Origin of the sequence: Amycolatopsis sp. lyj-108, assembly GCF_046549005.1 — a bacterium.
Lineage (GTDB): Bacteria > Actinomycetota > Actinomycetes > Mycobacteriales > Pseudonocardiaceae > Amycolatopsis.
The window spans coordinates 133,395-150,161 of sequence record NZ_JAJPWQ010000006.1 but is presented as its reverse complement, the minus strand read 5'-3'; the positions used below and the strand labels follow the sequence as shown (position 1 = coordinate 150,161).

Sequence of the window (16,767 nt, the reverse complement as noted above, 5' to 3'; positions counted from 1 at the left end):
CCGACAAAAACGCGGCGGCGCGGTCGCGCTCCGTATCTGACCTGCGCCGTCCCCGGCGTGTCGGAAAGCGCGGTGCCGCCAAGGGCGCGCCTCCCCTCTCCGGCCGGTGCGCGGCCCTACCTTGGGCTGCGTGAAGCTCCTGCACACGTCCGACTGGCATATCGGCCGCACCTTCCACGGCGCCGATCTGCTCGCCGAACAGGAAGCCGTGCTCGGCCACGTCGCCGATCTCGTGATCGCCGAGTCGGTCGACGTCGTGCTCGTTTCCGGGGACATCTACGACCGCGCGGTGCCCTCGGCGGAAGCCGTCCGGGTGGCCACGACCGCGCTGGGCAGGATCCGGCAGGCCGGGGCGAAACTGGTGATGACCCCCGGCAACCACGACTCCGCGCCGCGGCTGGGCGCGTTCGCCGAATTCGCCGCGGCGGGCGGTCTGTACCTGCGCGCCACGATCGACGGTCTCGCCGAACCGGTGCTGCTGCCCGACGAACACGGTGACGTCGCGCTCTACGGAATCCCGTACCTCGAACCGGAGCCCGCGCGTCACGCCCTCGGCGTGCCCGAGGCTCGCGGTCACACCGGCGTGCTCACCGAGGCGATGCGGCGGGTCCGGGAGGATCTCGCCACCCGGCCGTCCGGGACGCGGTCGGTGGTGCTCGCGCACGCTTTCGTCACCGGCGGCGAGCCGACCGAATCCGAGCGGACCATCGCGGTCGGCGGCGTCGAACAGGTGCCGGGTTCGGTGTTCGACGGCGTCGATTACGTCGCGCTCGGCCACCTGCACGGTCCGCAGACCCTCGCCGAGCACCTGCGCTATTCGGGCAGTCCGCTGGCGTACTCGTTTTCCGAGACACGCCAACGGAAATCCGTCTGGCTGGTGGACCTCGACGCCGACGGGCTCGCCGAGGTCCGGCGGCATGAACTGCCGGTGCCGCGCCATCTCGCGATGTTGCGCGGCGAGCTGGCGGACCTCCTGTCGGATCCGGAGCACGACGGCCTCACCGAACACTTCCTCTCCTTCACCGTGACCGACCGGGTCCGCCCGATCGACGCCATGCGCCAGCTGCGTGAGCGGTTCCCGTACGCCGTGCACATGGACTGGCAGCCGGAGGGCGGGCACGACGGAGCCGCGCTGAAGTACGCCGAAGCCGTCCGCGGGCGGTCCGACGTCGAGATCACGCGCAGTTTCCTCGAGGACTGCCGCGGATCCGCGCCGTCGGACAGCGAGGAGCGGCTGGTGCTGGCGGCATTGGGTGCCGCGGGCCGGGAGCGCGAAGTATGAGGTTGCACCGGTTGGAGGTCGCCGCTTTCGGGCCGTACGCGGGCCGCGAGGTGGTGGACTTCGACGTGCTCGGCGCCGACGGGTTGTTCCTGCTGCACGGTGACACCGGGGCGGGGAAGACGACCCTGCTCGACGCCATCGCGTTCGCGTTGTTCGGCACGGTTCCCGGCGCTCGTGGTGAGGTCAAACGGCTGCGCTGCGATCTCGCCGAGCCCGACCAGGTCACCGAGGTCGTCCTCGAACTGACCGTGCAGGGCCAGCGGATGCGGATCGCGCGCAACCCCGAGTACCAGCGGCCCAAGCGCCGCGGCGAGGGAATGACCCTCCAGCAGGCGAAAGCGGTGCTGAGCTGGGTCGGCACGGTGCCCGCCGGACACGTCGCCGAAGGCATCACCCGCATCGACGAGGTGGCGCGCACGGTCGAACGGCTCATCGGCATGACGCACGAGCAGTTCTTCCAGGTGGTCTTGCTGCCGCAGGGCGAATTCGCGCGGTTCCTGCGGGCGAACACGGCCGAACGCGAGGAGTTGCTGGAGCGGCTGTTCGGCACCGAGCGGTTCGCGTGCGTCGAGAACTGGTTCGCGAATCTGCGCGCCGAACGTGGCCGCGAGTTGTCGGCACGGCAGCAGTCGTTGCGGGAGTGGGTCGCGCGGTTCGCGCAGGTCGCACAGGAGGAAGCGCCGGAAGAGGGCCAGGCCGAGTGGGTCGACGCGGTGCTCACCGAGTCGGCCGAGCGGGTCGCCAAGGCGCAGGAGCGGGACGCGAAAGCCCGCGCGGCGGCGAAAACGGCCGAGAGGGTCTGGCAGGAGAACCGGTCGGCCGCCGAACGTATCCGCCGGGTGCGCACCGCGTACACACGCCTTTCGGCGATCGCCGAGCAGGCGGACCAGCGCGCGGAGTGGGCGGAAGAGGTCGAGGCGGCACATCGGGCGGCCGCGGTGGCCGCCGACGCCGATCTCCTCGAACGCAGGCTGGATCAGCTCGCGGAGGCCGAGTCCGCGGAAGCTCTCCGTGCTCAGGAAGTGCCCGACGCCGCGGACAGTTCCGCCGCCGAACTTCGCGCTCGCGCCGGCAGTCTGCGTGAAGAGGCGGGTGCTCTCGCCGAACTCGTGGCGGAAAGCGAGCAGCAGCAACGGGATCTGGCTCGTCTGGCGCAGCTGGACGCCGCCGCGGAGAAGGCGCGGAAGCAGGCCGAAGACTTCGCCGCCGAACTGGGCACCGTGCCGGAGAAGCTCGGGGCCTTGCGGGTCGAAGAGGCCGCTGCCGCCGAGGCCAACGCGAAGCTCGACGGTGCTCGCACCCGTGCCGACGAACTGACCTCGCTGGTGCGCGACGCCGACGAAGTGCCTCGGGCGCGGCAGGCCGTCACGCAGGCGCGCGAAGTGGTCGGCGAAGCCGTGGACGGTCATCAGAACGCCCGTCAGCACCGGCTGGACCTGCGGGAGCGGCGCCTCGAAGGGATGGCGGCCGAACTCGCCGCCGGTCTGCACGACGGCGAGGACTGCCCGGTCTGCGGGGCGACCGAGCATCCGTCGCCGGCGACGCACACCGGCGGTCTGGTCGATCCCGAGGACGAACGCCGCGCCGAAGTCGCGGAGCAGCAGGCGCACGTGCGGCGTGAGAAGGCGAAAGCCGCGTTGCAGGAAGCCGAAAACGGCCTGACGGTCCTGGTTGAGCGGCTGGGCGAGCACACGGCCGAGACACTGCGGGCCGGACTCGGCGAGGCACGCGACCTGGTCGCCACGCTGTCCGAGTCGGCTCGTCGGAAGCCCGCTCTCGAGGCACAGGTCGGTGCGCTGGAACGGAAGATCGAGCAGCTGACCGAACGTCGCCGCACCGCCGAGCGGACCGCCGTCGAGGTCGAGACCGAGGCCCGAGGCCTCGTCGAACGGCTGGCCGAACGCGAAGAACGGTTGGACTCCGCACGCGGCGAGTTCGCCGACGTCGGGGCGAAGCGTCGGCACCTGCTCGGCTTCGCGACCCGTCTCGACGCGCTGGCCGAAGCACGGCTCGCCGTCGCCGGCGCCCGCGAACGCCGCGACGAGCAGGCGAAACTGGTCAAGGAAGCGTTGCGGGCCAAGGGTTTCGCGGATCTCGACGAAATGCGTGCCGCGTCGCGGCCGGACGAGCAGATCACGAAACTGGAGAACAGTCTCGCCGACGCCAACGTGATGGAACGGGCCGCCAGCGAGGAACTCGCGCAGCCCGAGTTGTTCGGCATCTCGCCGGAGGACGAGATCGACGTCGCCGCTTCGGCGGATGCGGCGCAGGGCACGCGAGCCGAGGCCGAGCAGGCCTTCGCGGCACTGCGGGCGGCCAAGACCCGGCATACGGACCTGACCGGGCTGGCCGAGCGGATGACGTCCTTCATGGCGGAACTGGCGCCGGTCGAAGAGCGGTATCGCGAACTGAAGGCGCTGGCCGAAGTGGTCAACGGACGCGGGCAGAACGCGCGCAAGATGTCGCTGCGCTCGTACGTCCTGGCCGCGCGGCTGGAGGAGGTCGCGGTCGCGGCGACCGCTCGCCTGCGGACGATGAGCCAGGGCCGCTACTCCTTCGTGCACTCCGACGCCGCCGGTGCCCGAGGCACCCGCGGCGGGCTCGGCCTCGACGTGCTCGACGACTACTCCGGCACCGTCCGGCCCGCGAAGACACTCTCCGGCGGCGAGTCGTTCCTCGCGTCGCTCTCGCTGGCACTGGGCCTTGCCGACGTCGTCGCCGCCGAGACCGGCGGAGCGCTGCTGGACACGCTGTTCATCGACGAGGGCTTCGGCACGCTGGACGCCGAGACGCTCGACATCGTCATGAACATCCTCGACGAGCTTCGCGCCGGCGGCCGCGTGGTCGGACTGGTGTCGCACGTGGAGGAACTGCGGCAGCGGATCCCGACGCGGCTGCGGATCCGGAAGTCGCGTACGGGCTCTTCGGTGGAGATCCACGCCGCCTGACCCGCTCCTCGCGCGCCAGGAAAGGACCTTTCCTGGCATTCGGAGGGGGCGGAATCAGACCGCTTCGTGGGTCAGCAGCCACTGCTTCGCCGGGACACCCCATCGGAAGTTCCCCACACCACCGCCGGTCCGCACCACCCGGTGGCACGGCACGAACAACGCGGCCGCGTTCTTCGCACATGCCGACGCGGCCGCCCGCACCGCGGCCGGATTCCCCGCCAGCGCCGCGTATTCCGCGTAGCTCACCGGCTCGCCGGCAGGCACCTTCCGCAGCATTTCCCAAGCGTGCTCCCGGAAAGCGCCGGACCGTTGCCGCACCTCGATGTCGGCGACCGCGTCCAGGTCGCCGTCGTGGTACCGGCGGATCGCGGTGCTCACCGGTCCGAGATCGCGCCGCTCCTTCACCTCGCCGGGGGCCAGCGACGGCGAGATCAGCGGCGTCAGTTCGGCGACGTCGCCTGTCCAGCCCGAGGCGAGCACGGCCCCGTCACCCGCCACCACGGCGGTGAACGGGCCGATCTTCGTGTCCATCGTGGACCAATACGCGATGCTCATCATTCTCCCTTTTCGGCGCGCCACAGGTACATGCCGGCGTACGAGGACCAGGGCTGCCAAGCCCGCCCGCGTTCGGCCAGCGTCGTTTCGTCGTCGGCGATCCCCAGTGCGGCCGCGCCTCGGCGCACCGCCGGATCACCGGTCAGCAGGATGTCCGGCGCGCCCAGTACGCGCATCAGGACGTAGTCCGCGGTCCACGGCCCGATCCCCGGGATCGCCAGCAGCTCCGCGCGCAACTCCGCGGGATCGCGGCCGACGTGGACCGAAATCCCGTCCGCCAGCGCGCGGGCCACGGCGGCCACCCGTTCCGGACCGTGTTCGGCGACCTGGGCCGCCGTCGGGAACAGCGTGGTCAACCCTTCCAGCGACTCGTCGCAGCTGGGCAGGCGTTCGCCGACGGTGTCGGCGAGCGACGCCGCCTCGGCGGGGGACAGCAGTGCGCGCAGCACGAGTTCGTCGCCGTCGACGGTGCCGGGCACCCGGATGCCGGGGATCGCCTCGACCAGCGGCGCGAGTGCCGGGTCCGCCCCCAGGACCCGCGCGACCGCCTCCGGGTCGGCGTCGAGGTCGAGCAGCCGCCGCACCCTGGCCACCGCGCTGCTCAGGTCGCGCAGGTCGGTGAGCCGCAGGTCGCTGCGGACGTGGTCGTCCTTCGCCGTCAGCCACACCACACCGGAGCCGTGCGCGAGCCGCAGCGTGCGCCCGTAGCCGGTCACCCCGGACTCGTCGCGCGTCACATGCTCGACGCCGGGGACGGCCCGGTCGGCCAGGAAGGTCAGCACCCCGGCCGCGTCGAACGGTTTCCGGAACGGCAGCCGCAGGCTCAGTCTGGTCCCGGTCGGCAACTCTTCGGCTTTGCGACGCCCGCGACGCAGGCTCGTCGCGCGAAGCTGCGAAGGCGTCGTCGCGAACACCTCCCGGATGGTCTCGTTGAACTGGCGGACGCTGGAGAAACCCGCCGCGAACGCGACGTCGGTCAGCGGGAGGCCGGACATCTCGATCAACAGGCGCGCCGAGTGCGCCCGGTGCGCCCTGGCCAGCGCCAGCGGCCCGGCACCGAGTTCCGCGGTGAGGACGCGCCCGAGCTGGCGTTCGGAATAGCCGAGCCGCCGTGCGAGCCCCGGAACGCCGTCGCGTTCGACGGCCCCGTCCGAGATGAGCCGCATCGCCCGTGCGGCGAGGTCGGCCCGGATGTCCCAGTCGGGGGAGCCGGGGACGGCGTCGGGGAGGCAGCGGCGGCAGGCGCGGAAGCCGTTGGCCTGCGCCGCCGCCGACGTCGGGTAGAAACGGACGTTCTGCTGCTTCGGCGTCGACGCGGGACAGGACGGACGGCAGTAGATCCCGGTGGTGGCCACGGCCATGATGAACTGGCCGTCGAATCGGGAATCACGGGCGGCGACGGCGCGGTAACACCGTTCGGTGTCGCGCCACACGGCCCGTTCGGCCAAGGTCTGCTCGGTCATGACCTCGATCGTGCCACCAGGTCGAGGGCGCGGCTGGCGGAAATCCGACACGGCGATCAAGGCCTCGGCGGATGGGGCGGGCGACGGCACGTAGACTTCTGGCCCGTGAGTCTCACCCTCGGCATCGTCGGCCTGCCCAACGTCGGCAAGTCCACCCTGTTCAACGCGCTGACCCGCAACGACGTGCTCGCCGCGAACTACCCGTTCGCGACGATCGAGCCCAACGTCGGTGTCGTCCCGCTGCCGGATCCGCGGCTGGATCAGCTCGCCGAGGTCTTCGGCTCCGAGCGGACCGTGCCCGCCGTCGTGTCCTTTGTGGACATCGCGGGCATCGTGAAGGGTGCCTCCGAGGGCGCCGGCCTCGGCAACAAGTTCCTCGCGAACATCCGCGAGGCGAACGCGATCTGCCAGGTCGTGCGGGTGTTCGACGACCCGGACGTGATCCACGTCGACGACCGGATCGACCCGGCGAGCGACATCGAGACGATCAACACCGAGCTGATCCTCGCCGACCTGCAGACCCTGGACAAGGCGCTGCACCGGCTCGAGAAGGAGGCGCGGACCAAGAAGGAAGCCAAGCCCGCCCTCGACAACGCGATCAAGGCCAAGGAGATCCTCGACGGCGGCCGGACCCTGTTCCAGGCGCAGAACGAGGTCGACTTCGAGGCACTGCGCGAGCTGAGTCTGCTCACCACGAAGCCGTTCCTCTACGTCTTCAACGCCGACGAAGGCATCCTCACCGACGAGTCCCGTCGCGAAGAGCTGGCCAAGATGGTCGCCCCCGCCGACGCGGTGTTCCTCGACGCGAAGGTCGAATTCGAGCTGCTGGAGCTGGACGACGAGGACTCCGTGCGCGAGCTGCTGGAGTCCGTCGGCCAGCACGAGCCGGGTCTCTACTCGCTGGCCCGCGCCGGTTTCCACACCCTCGGCCTGCAGACCTACCTCACCGCCGGCCCCAAGGAGTCCCGCGCCTGGACGATCCCGCAGGGCGCGACCGCCCCGCAGGCGGCAGGCGTGATCCACACCGACTTCGAGCGCGGCTTCATCAAGGCCGAGGTCGTGTCCTTCGCCGATCTGATGGAGCACGGCTCCATGGCCGCCGCCCGGTCCGCGGGCAAGGTGCGCATGGAAGGCAAGGACTACGTCATGGCCGACGGGGACGTCGTGGAGTTCCGCTTCAACGTCTGAGTGGATTTGATCATGATACCGAAGTGGTATCATGGGCTCATGGCGATGACGTTGAGGCTGAACGACGAGCAGGAGCGCGCTTTGGCCTTGCTCGCCGAGGTCAACGGGGTTAGCAAACACGAAGCGATCGTGCGGGCGATTACCGACGCCGCGGCCCGGTCTGTCCGTGACGATCGAGTGCGTGCCCTGTCGCGCGACGGGCGGGCGCGCTACGCGTCGTTGCTCGATCGCCTGGCGCAGTGAAGATCGAGTACCTGACCCTGGACGACCTGCTCACTCTCGCGACCGACCTTGGTGTTTCCCGGGTTCGGGACGTGGGCTTGCTCGACGCGGCGGCGCATCGGCCACAGTCGTCGCTGATGGGGCAGGACGCTTACCCGGGTCTGCATGAAAAAGCGGCGGTTCTGCTGGAATCGCTCGTCCGCAACCACCCGCTCGTCGACGGCAACAAGCGGCTGGGCTGGATGGCGGTGTTCGTTTATTACGGCCTCAACGGTGTCGACCTGGAAGCGCCGGAGGACGACGCGTACGAGCTGGTGATCGCGGCAGCGACCGGGGCCGCCGGCTACGAGGAAGCGGCCCAGCGCCTTGCGGAGTGGGCTCGCCCCGAAGTCGCCTGATCACACGCCGTAGCGTTCCTGGGACATCGTCGCGGGTGCCTTGCCGTGCCGCGCCGTGTAGGCCGCCACGATCTCGTCCGTCGTGTCCTCCCCGGCCTGGAGTCGGACCAGGTACGGCACTACCCAGTGCAGGTCCGCCTCGTCGAACTCTTCCGCCCACGATGGGCTGAGTCCGGTCCGGGACTCGTCGAGCACCTGCGAGAGGGCGACCTGCCCACCCGCGTTCACGGGATGCGGGCCCACCGAGATCGAGACGCGGGAAGCGGCGCCGGCCGGGTGCAGAGCCACCTCCATGGGGTGCGGGTGGCGGCCGGGTGCCGTGCGCGCGATCACGAGGAACCGCAGAGGTCCGCGTTTCGTCTTCTTCATGCGGCCATTCGAGCACGCCGCCACGGACCGAGGATGAACCGCATGACGAGCCCCGCCCTCTTGCCGCTCGCCCATGCCCTGGCGCGCACGGACTTCGCGGAGAACTGGTACCGCTGGTGCGACGCCAAACGTGACTGGGCGGCCGAGGCGACGGGTGCCTACGAGGAAGACGCCCTGCTCACCGCGAGCGGCGCGTTCGCCGCGCTCCCCGCGAGCGAGTTCATGCGGGCGTATCGCGCGGCAGGCGCCGAGGTCTCGCGAGGATCGAGGGTCCCGGACGCGCGCCATCGGTCGTTCACGGTGGAGGTCGCCGCGGGACCGGCCGTGTGCAGCCTGGCGGTCCAGCTCGGACGGGGGCTCAACTCCCAGGAATGCGGTCTGGTGGTACTCGCGGACGGCGAGCAGCAGGGGCAGCCCGAGATGCTGCACGCGATCGCGCTGGCCATCCGCCGCTCCCGGGGCGAGCCCGATCCGAATCCGCCCTACCCTCGGCCGATCATCGGCAGCCGCAGCCAGCTGGAGGTCGTGTCGCGCGGCATCGTCGACGTCCTCGGCCAGGTCGCTCGCGGATGGTCGTCATGACCGAGGTCCTCTTCGCCCACGCGAGCCCCTGGATGCCGCGAGTGATCCGCGCGGCCGGTGAACTCAGGCTCGAACTCGCCGCGGGAGCCAACGCGAACCACGACCCGGTATCTGCTGCTGTGGAGCGCGATCCTGCCGCTGTGCGTGGCGGCCGGGGTCCGGGGGCCGCTACCCGTACGGCGGGAAGGCGGTCCGGGATCCGGGCGCCGTCGATCCCTGCCTGCTTCCCGAGGTCACGCGGGTGATCACCACCGTGGAACAGGCGTGCGCCGGGATACGGATCCAGTTCGCCGCGTCTTCCCGGACCTCACCGACGACGCGGTGCGCACGGTGAGCTTCCTGATGTGCTCCGAAGCCGCCGACCAGGCCAGAAAGCAAGGATGACGATGCGACCACTGACCTTCCGCGACGCCAAGGACAATGAGCAGAAGTGGGCTCCGGGAGGTGCTCAGTCCGCGCCCGACGCGTTCCAGGAGTTCGTCGACCGGCACCGTGCCGACGACAACGCGTCGTTCCGCGTCGAGGACGAGGAGAGCGAAGAGGCGCTGTCGCTCATGTTCGACGCCGGCACCATCTGCCGGGCCAAGGGGACGCAGGACTCGCGGATCGAGTACCGCCTCGTCACCAACCGCGGCGACTACCGGACCCAGGTGGCCAACTTCGTCCGTGGCGGTTTCAGCGCCCTCGACCACCACGGTCTCTGGTGGCCCGACGTCGCCGCCTTCGAGCGTGCCCGGCTTCGCTCCCGGTTCGACGAGTCGATGCTCCGGCGGACCCATCCCCGCGAGCTGCGCCGCCGGCTGGAGGTTCTGACCCGCATCGACGGGCACGAGCCGTCGACGGTCGACGGGGTCACGCACTTCGGTTTCGGCAACGGCGGAGGGGACACGGTCAACGCCTGGTTCACCGCGGAGGGCCGCGGTCTCGTGGTGACGTTCGACCACACCGGCGACCTCAATTTCTACGAAGATCCGCAGGCGCAGGCGGCGCTCTACGACGGCGTACCGGCAGACCTTCTCGCTCTGGTGAAGGACGTGCCGGAGACGGACACCACGCTCAACGTCCCGCACCCTGACGGCGGCACCCTCGTGGCCGCCACCGGCGTCTTCACCTTCTCCGGTCCCTGCGCCATGGCGGACGGGCTGGTGTCCCGTTTGCATGAAGAAGACCTGGGCGTCGAGGACACCGGAGCCGGTTGGTTGCTGGAGGGCTTCCTCTCGCCGGAGGACTTCACCCCGGCCGCGGTCGCCGAAGCCGTGGCCTGGTGGGGTTCCGAAGACATCGCGAGGGGTTTCACCGCGGCGGGCGAGCCGGAGCAGGTCGTACCGTTCGACAGGGAGACGGTGGACCGCTTCTGCAGGATCTGGGCCGACTCCGGGTACAACGATCGCTGGGACGTGCACTACGTCCTGTTCGACAGCTACTCCCTCGAGGACGTGGGCGAGGATCGGGACGAGCTTCTGGGGTTGGTCCGGACGCTCGGACTCGAGCGCGTGGACCCTCCGCCGGGAGCCGCCGACGGCGAGGTGTGGGTCCGCACGGATCCGCGTATCGACGCCGAGCTCGGGCGCTGGTCATGAGTACCTCGGAAGGTCGTTCCGGGTACCACTATTTCGAACCCGAGGTCGCCGGCGGCTTGGGCCCGGGTATCGACTACGACCCGCGGCGTGGGGCCGAACCACTCGTCGGCCCGCTGCATTATCAGTTCGCCGGCTGGCTCGGCGACGACATCGTCACGACGAGCGGGTACTGGATCGTCACCGGCAGGCTCGCCGGCGCGCTGAGGGAATCGCCGCTCACCGGCTATGAGCTCGGCGAGGTGGTGGTGACCACCGAGGAACAGTTCGACATGTTCTACAGCCACCTCGGCCTTCCTCGTGACTGGGAGCGTCTCATCCCCACCGGCACGGTGGAGGGCGGTGAGGACTTCGTGCTCGAAACCGTTGTCGACCTGCTCGTCAGCGACGCCGCACTCGAACTGTTGCGGCGGTTCAACATCGACGACGCCGACATCTCGCCCGCGGACGAGGGCCCGGTGGTCTCCGAAGTCATGCAGAAGTACCTCGAACTGCAGTGCGCGAAGGGCAACGAGGTCTAGATGCGCGTATCGAGGACACCGATGCGCGAACAACCGCGCCCGGATTTCGGCTGAGGAGAGCACGTTGGCACGAAAGCGGAAGACCCTTCCCAAAGACTTCGCGGAGATGCTGACCTCGGCCTCGGTGGAGGAGCTCAAAGCCGTCTTCGGCAAATGCGAGATCGACGCGCGGGGCGGCTATGCCAAAGGGACCGCCATCGGCTTCCCGGAGTGCCCGGACGAGCTCATCGTCTGGCTGGCCGGGCAGGGCCTCGCCGTCGACACCCCGGACAGCTACGGCAGGACACCGCTTCATGCGCGGGCTTCACGCGCTGCTCCGAAGCCGATCGCGCAGATTCCTTTGTTGCTCTCTCTCGGCGCGGACATCGAGGTGACCGACACCTCCGGGAAGACGCCGCTTCAGGCGGCGGTGGGCAGGCTGAGGGCCGAGTCGGCGCGAGTCCTGATCGAGCACGGGGCTTCCACCGAGGTTCTCGACAGGAACGGCGGCTCGTTGCTGAGGAGCGCCCTGATCGCGACGCAAAACATCGACCTCCCCGAATGTGTCGAGATCTCGAAGCTGCTGCTCGAACGTGGCGCGAGCGTCACGGCCGAGACGCGCCGTCATGTCGAACGGATCGGTCGTGATTTCGAGTTCCACCGCGGGAACTTCAACTCCGACCTCTTCCGAAAGACCGACGCCGCGCTCAGTGAGCTGTACCGGATCTTCGGGGTCGAGCCGGTCGCCCGGCGGTCGACGCACGACGGGGTATCGCCGATCGTCGTGCCCGACGGACCCTGGCGGGAGCGGCACAAAGCGCTTTGGGAGCTTCTCGTGCCGTCGGCAGGCGCGGGCGCGACAGTGCAGTGCGAGGCCATCCGCGTCACCGGCCGGATCTCCGACGAGATGTTCCGGAACGGCGGAGCGAACTGGGACCGTGACTATCGTGCGATGGCCGACGCGTTCCCGGGTTTCCTGGCGCGGGGCGAGCCTCTCGGCGAAGAAGAACTCCAAGAAGCCAAGGAGATCGCGAAGCAGGTCAGGTCGGGCCGCGGCGCGGACGGCCACCTCGATCGCTTGAGGGAGCTCGCCGTCGTCTGGGTCGCGAAGAATCCGGGCCCGATCGCCTTGGGGCCGGTGGACTACACACGTTGAGGGCGGGCCGCGTGTCCCCGACAAGGCATCGGGGACACGCGGCGAGACTCACTTCCGCAGCAGGCTGTACGCCGCCGAGCCGATCAGCTCCAGCGAAACCTGAAGCCGTTCAAGGGAAACGTTGTCCTTGATGGTGTCTTCCGGCGTGTGGTACGTCGGTTCCAGCAACGCCGGGCCGGATTCGCCGCGCCAGCTGAAGTTGCCGGAAGCGATCCCGCGCTCGAAGAACGGCACGTGGTCGCTCGAACCACGCGCGACCGGGCCCTTGACGCGCGGGTCGTAGCCGAGCCGTTCGGCGGCGGCGTTGACGGCCGCGGTCGTGGCGTTGTCGGCACCGTCGACCGAGAGCAGCCAGTAGGTGATCGCCGGGTCCCAGCTGGTGGCGACCATGTCGTTCTGGAAGCAGCCGGTGATCCGCTGCGCCTCGGCGTCGGACAGGTTCTTGACGTAGTGCCGCGAACCGATCAGCCCGTACTCCTCCGAACCCCACAGCGCGAACCGCAGCGTCTTGTTCGTCGGCAGGTGGCGCAGGACGCGGGCGAGTTCGAGGCACAGCACGGTGCCGCTGCCGTCGTCGTTGGCGCCGGGGGAGCCGGGGACGCTGTCGTAGTGCGCCGTCACCATGACGACGCCGTTGTCCTTGCCGGGGAACGTGGCGGGCCGTTCGGCGATGACGTTGTACGACGTCAGGTTCTTGTGGTGGGTGGCCGTCGCCTTCACCGTGACCGAACCCTTGGCGAGCCGTTCGCGCAGGCGCTCCACCTGCACCTGGGCCAGGCCGAGCACCGGGATCGTGACCGGGGTGGCGAGCGTCGGCGAGAACGCGGACAGCTTGCGTGCCGGGTCGGCGCCGATCCGGCCGAGCAGCACGGCGTCCGCTCCGCGCTGCGCGGCCGTCAGGTACGCGTCGGCCTTGTTCGTCACCGCGGCGATCAGCACGATCTTGCCGGTCAGGTCTTCGGGCAGGGCGCTGCCGTCACCGGCGTCGACGACCACGGCCTCGCGGGTGATGTCCTGCGCGCCCTGCGGCGAGGAGCCGGTCTGCCAGCTGTCGCGTCCGATCGACAGGTTGCCCAGGAACTTGTCGGCGATCGGGAACGGCTGCAGCGTGACCTGGTAGCGCAGGTCCCGAAGCACCTTCGCGATGTAGTCCCTGGCCCGCAGTTCGCCTTCGGTACCGGCGATGCGGGGGCCGATCCTGTCGCTGAGCACCCGCAGGTGCTCCAGCGCCCGCCGCGAACGGACCCGCGCGACCACGGGGTAGTCGCCGAACTCCAGCGACGGCGGGAACTGCGCGCCCGGACGTTGCTGCGTGGCCGCTGCGGCGGTGCCGGGGTTCAGCCCGATCGTCGCCGCGCCCGCCAGTACCACCGCGCCCGCGAGCACCTCACGTCTGCGCAGACCTGCCATGGAACACCCCTCACTTCTCGAAGAAACTCGTTCGAGTAGCTAAGAGACGCGGGGCTCGGAGGGCAACCTCCGTTCGTCCCCTTTTTCCGTAACGTTCCCTCAGCCTTTGGCGCCGAAGGCCTTCAGGAAGGTATCGACGCCGGCCGCGGCGATGGCGCGAAGTTCGGTGTCGGGAGTGCTGCGCGTGCCGAGCCTCGCCCGCTTGTCGGCCGGACCGGACAGCAGCGCGAAGAACTGATCCGCGGCCAGGAGCGGGTCCGCGGTGTGAAGGTGCCCGGAGACGGTGAGGCGGGCGAGCCGGTCGGCCAGCGCCTCGGCGACGCGGTCCGCCGCGCGGGTGTGGATGACGTCGAGCAGGTCGGGGAACTGACCGGCCTCGGCCGCGAGCAGCCGTCGCAGCGCCCATGAGCGGTCGGCGCAGTAGCACTTGAGCAGTTTCAGGCCGACCGTTTCCAGGGTGGCCCGGAGATCGTCGCCCGCGCCGGTGAGCCGCTCGACCACGGCCAGGTTCTCGGCCAGTGCCTGATCCGCCGACGCGGAGACGGTCTCGCGGAAGAGGTTCTCCTTGTCGCCGTAGTGGCTGTACACGGTGGCTTTGGCGACGCCGGCTTCGGCCGCGATCACGTCCACGCCCGCCTGCGCGTATCCCTCTCGCGCGAACACGGTGAAAGCCGCGTCGAGGATCGCTTGCCGTTTGTCGATCCGGCCTCGGGCCGTACCAGTCCCACTCATGCTGTCAGCGTACCCGGACGGCCGGACAATCAGACTCGTCAGTCTACTGAAGCAGACCTGCTAGTCTCGAACTCGCTGGTCTGAAAAACCAGACTGACGAGTCTGATTCGAAAGGAAGAACATTGACGACCATCCGGGACGATCGGCTGGGCTCCTCGCTGCGGTCGCTGATCGGCGTGATCCTGCTCGGCGGCGCACTCGGCATCCTGAACAGCACCATGGTCGCGGTCGGGATCCGCGACCTCGCCGAGGACTTCGAAGCCTCGCTGGGCACCGTGGGCTGGGTTTCGACCGGCTTCCTGCTCGCGGTCACCGTCACCATCCCCGTGACCGGCTGGGCGGGCGAGGCCTTCGGCGGCAAGCGGATGTGGCTCGCCGGGCTCGGCGTGTTCCTCGCCGGCTCACTGGGGTGCGGGCTGGCATGGGATATCGAAAGCCTGATCGCCTTCCGTGTACTGCAGGGGATCGGCGCGGGCATCCTCGATCCACTCGTGCTCACCCTGCTCGCCCGCGCCGCCGGGCCGCGGCGCGCCGGCCGCGTGATGGGACTGATGGCCGCCGTGCTCTCGCTCGGTCCCGTGCTCGGCCCGGTACTCGGCGGCGTGGTGCTGCAAGGTCTCGGCTGGCGGTGGATGTTCCTGCTCTGCGTGCCCCTCGGCGCGCTGGCGGTGCTGCTCGCGGTGCGCGTCATGCCCGCGGATCCGCCTGTCGAGCGACGGACACGGCTAGACGTCCTCGGCGTCGCCCTGCTCGGGCCGGGTTTCGCGGGACTGCTCCTGGTGCTTTCCCAGGCGTCCGACGGAGCGGACTTCGGCTCTTCTCCCGTGCTCGTCCCGCTGGTGGCGGGTGCCGCGTTGCTGATCGGTTACGTGATTCACGCGGTGCGCGATGAGGCACCGCTGGTCGACATCCGCCTGTTCGCCCGTGGCGGGTTCGCCGCGAGCGTCACCGTCATGGCGCTGACCGGGTTGGCGATGTTCGCGAGCCTGATCGTCCTCCCGCTGTACTTCCAGCAGGTCAAGGGACACGGCGCGCTCGCGGCCGGGTTGCTCGTCGCGCCGCTGGGCGTCGGAGCCGCGGTCGCCGCCCCGCTGGCGGGACGCCTCAGTGACCGGATCGGTTCACGCAACCTCGCGCTGGCAGGTGGTCTCGTGGCCACCTTGAGTGCTGTCTTCTTCACGAGGGTCGGCACCGGGACGGGTGACGTGGCCATCGCTCTCGCCGGGCTCGCCCTCGGCGCCGGACTCGGTTTCGTGGGCCCGCCCGCGATGGGGGCGGTGTACCGGACGCTGCCGGGGCCACTGGTACCGCAGGGAAGTTCGGTGCTCTACATGCTCAACCAGCTCGGCGGTTCGATCGGGGTCGCCGTGGTCGCGTTGCTCCTCGGCACCGCGACCGGTCCGGTCGCGGGCCTGCACGGGGTGTACTGGTTCGTGGCGGGCACCCTGCTCGTCCTGCTCGCCGCCGCCACGCGGCTGCCGGGAAGGGGCGACCGGTGAAGACGATCGTGATCTCCGGCGGCACCGACGGAATGGGCAAAGCCCTCGCGATGGAGTACCTCGGCCGCGGTGACAACGTCGTCGTCCTCGGCCGTGATCCGGCCAAAGGCGCGGTATTCGCCGAAGCCGGCCGCGCGACGTTCATCCAGGCGGACCTCGGCCTAGTCGCGCGCAACCGGGAGGTCGTCGGACTGATCGCCGAGCGCTTCCCCGTCGTGGACGCGCTGGTGCTGTGCGCCCGCCACTTCCGCTCGGCCAGAGTCGAGACGGCCGAAGGCATCGAGAGCACTTTCGCGTTGGAGTACCTGAGCCGTCACCTGCTCGGCCACGGTCTCGCCGCGGCCTTGGGCAGGGCCGAGCGGCCGGTCATCGTCAACGTGTCCGGCCCGGGAACGGCCAAACCCGAGATCCGCTGGCACGACGTTTCCCTGACGCGGGGCTATCACGGGGTCGCCGCGCAACTACAGGCCGGGCGGGCCAACGACCTGCTCGGTGTCGCCTTCGCCGCCGAGCACGCCGGGAGCGGGATCTCTTACGTACTGCTCAACCCCGGCGGTGTCGCGACGAGCTTTTCCGGTGACTACGACGCGGCGACCGCCGCTCACGTCGAAGCCTTGAAGAGGTACGGCAAACCGGTCGAGGAGGGCATCGTGCCGATCATCGCCAGGATCGACGACCCGCCCGCGGAGCCGCTCAGCGCGTTCGTCGAAGGACGGCGGATCGCGCCGACCGGACCCGGTTTCGAACCCGGGGCGGCGAAACGGCTGGCCGAGGTCACCCGGAGGCTGCTGGCCGAACACCGGCCCGGGAGGCCTTCGTGAGGGTAACTTCGGACGGGTGAAGCCGTTGAGTCCCGACATGTTCGCGGACGCGGAGGGCGTCGGCC

Annotated in this window: 16 protein-coding genes and 1 pseudogene; 12 read left to right on the top strand and 5 right to left on the bottom strand. The window is 69.9% G+C overall.

Going from position 1 to position 16,767, the window contains the following annotated elements:
• Positions 1 to 130 precede the first annotated feature (130 nt).
• Positions 131 to 1,282, top strand: coding sequence for an exonuclease SbcCD subunit D (locus ACLJO0_RS22710; protein ID WP_410580429.1), 1,152 nt, complete (start codon positions 131 to 133; stop codon positions 1,280 to 1,282).
• A complete protein-coding gene (locus ACLJO0_RS22705) occupies positions 1,279 to 4,230 on the top strand; it encodes an AAA family ATPase (protein ID WP_410580428.1) in 2,952 nt (983 codons plus the stop codon). Before ACLJO0_RS22710 ends, ACLJO0_RS22705 begins: the two co-directional genes overlap by 4 nt.
• A 54-nt stretch (positions 4,231 to 4,284) precedes the next feature.
• Here the strand turns inward: ACLJO0_RS22705 and ACLJO0_RS22700 are convergent, their stop codons facing one another.
• Positions 4,285 to 4,785, bottom strand: coding sequence for a methylated-DNA--[protein]-cysteine S-methyltransferase (locus tag ACLJO0_RS22700; protein ID WP_410580427.1), 501 nt, complete (start codon positions 4,783 to 4,785; stop codon positions 4,285 to 4,287).
• Positions 4,785 to 6,248 (bottom strand): DNA-3-methyladenine glycosylase 2 family protein, encoded by a 1,464-nt coding sequence (locus ACLJO0_RS22695; protein WP_410580426.1) that lies wholly within the window; start codon positions 6,246 to 6,248, stop codon positions 4,785 to 4,787. The genes ACLJO0_RS22700 and ACLJO0_RS22695 overlap by 1 nt, the downstream gene beginning before the upstream one ends.
• A gap of 105 nt (positions 6,249 to 6,353) precedes the next feature.
• On the opposite strand from ACLJO0_RS22695, the gene ychF reads away from it, so the two are divergent.
• From ychF to ACLJO0_RS22680, 3 genes are read left to right on the top strand one after another with little or no spacing between them, the layout of a single operon-like run.
• Complete coding sequence (gene ychF / locus ACLJO0_RS22690) at positions 6,354 to 7,436, top strand: redox-regulated ATPase YchF (protein WP_410580425.1); 1,083 nt, start codon at positions 6,354 to 6,356, stop codon at positions 7,434 to 7,436.
• A gap of 39 nt (positions 7,437 to 7,475) precedes the next feature.
• A complete protein-coding gene (locus tag ACLJO0_RS22685) occupies positions 7,476 to 7,679 on the top strand; it encodes a ribbon-helix-helix protein, CopG family (protein WP_125791911.1) in 204 nt (67 codons plus the stop codon).
• A complete protein-coding gene (locus tag ACLJO0_RS22680; protein ID WP_410580424.1) occupies positions 7,676 to 8,056 on the top strand; it encodes a type II toxin-antitoxin system death-on-curing family toxin in 381 nt (126 codons plus the stop codon). Before ACLJO0_RS22685 ends, ACLJO0_RS22680 begins: the two co-directional genes overlap by 4 nt.
• On the opposite strand, the gene ACLJO0_RS22675 is transcribed toward ACLJO0_RS22680, so the two are convergent.
• Positions 8,057 to 8,425, bottom strand: coding sequence for a hypothetical protein (locus tag ACLJO0_RS22675; RefSeq protein ID WP_410580423.1), 369 nt, complete (start codon positions 8,423 to 8,425; stop codon positions 8,057 to 8,059).
• A gap of 42 nt (positions 8,426 to 8,467) precedes the next feature.
• On the opposite strand from ACLJO0_RS22675, the gene ACLJO0_RS22670 reads away from it, so the two are divergent.
• From ACLJO0_RS22670 to ACLJO0_RS22650, 5 genes and pseudogenes are all read left to right on the top strand, one after another.
• Positions 8,468 to 9,007 carry a hypothetical protein gene (locus tag ACLJO0_RS22670; RefSeq protein WP_410580422.1) on the top strand — a complete coding sequence of 180 codons (540 nt, stop codon included), beginning with the start codon at positions 8,468 to 8,470 and terminating at the stop codon, positions 9,005 to 9,007.
• Complete coding sequence (locus ACLJO0_RS22665; RefSeq protein ID WP_410580421.1) at positions 8,995 to 9,252, top strand: DUF6357 family protein; 258 nt, start codon at positions 8,995 to 8,997, stop codon at positions 9,250 to 9,252. The genes ACLJO0_RS22670 and ACLJO0_RS22665 overlap by 13 nt, the downstream gene beginning before the upstream one ends.
• Positions 9,249 to 10,587 (top strand): annotated as a pseudogene (locus tag ACLJO0_RS22660) (DUF6357 family protein). Before ACLJO0_RS22665 ends, ACLJO0_RS22660 begins: the two are co-directional and overlap by 4 nt.
• Positions 10,584 to 11,105 carry a hypothetical protein gene (locus ACLJO0_RS22655; RefSeq protein WP_410580420.1) on the top strand — a complete coding sequence of 174 codons (522 nt, stop codon included), beginning with the start codon at positions 10,584 to 10,586 and terminating at the stop codon, positions 11,103 to 11,105. Before ACLJO0_RS22660 ends, ACLJO0_RS22655 begins: the two are co-directional and overlap by 4 nt.
• 64 nt (positions 11,106 to 11,169) lie before the next feature.
• Entirely contained in the window at positions 11,170 to 12,240 is a 1,071-nt protein-coding gene (locus ACLJO0_RS22650; RefSeq protein ID WP_410580419.1) for an ankyrin repeat domain-containing protein, read from the top strand.
• 48 nt (positions 12,241 to 12,288) lie between these two features.
• On the opposite strand, the gene ACLJO0_RS22645 is transcribed toward ACLJO0_RS22650, so the two are convergent.
• Both ACLJO0_RS22645 and ACLJO0_RS22640 read right to left on the bottom strand, forming a co-directional pair.
• Entirely contained in the window at positions 12,289 to 13,650 is a 1,362-nt protein-coding gene (locus tag ACLJO0_RS22645; RefSeq protein ID WP_410580418.1) for a M20/M25/M40 family metallo-hydrolase, read from the bottom strand.
• 99 nt (positions 13,651 to 13,749) lie between these two features.
• A complete protein-coding gene (locus tag ACLJO0_RS22640; RefSeq protein ID WP_410580417.1) occupies positions 13,750 to 14,382 on the bottom strand; it encodes a TetR/AcrR family transcriptional regulator in 633 nt (210 codons plus the stop codon).
• 122 nt (positions 14,383 to 14,504) lie between these two features.
• Between ACLJO0_RS22640 and ACLJO0_RS22635 the strand changes: the two genes are divergently transcribed.
• Both ACLJO0_RS22635 and ACLJO0_RS22630 read left to right on the top strand, forming a co-directional pair.
• On the top strand, positions 14,505 to 15,881 hold the full coding sequence (locus tag ACLJO0_RS22635; protein WP_410580416.1) for a DHA2 family efflux MFS transporter permease subunit: 1,377 nt from the start codon (positions 14,505 to 14,507) through the stop codon (positions 15,879 to 15,881).
• Positions 15,878 to 16,702, top strand: coding sequence for an SDR family NAD(P)-dependent oxidoreductase (locus tag ACLJO0_RS22630; protein ID WP_410580415.1), 825 nt, complete (start codon positions 15,878 to 15,880; stop codon positions 16,700 to 16,702). The genes ACLJO0_RS22635 and ACLJO0_RS22630 overlap by 4 nt, the downstream gene beginning before the upstream one ends.
• Positions 16,703 to 16,767 lie beyond the last annotated feature (65 nt).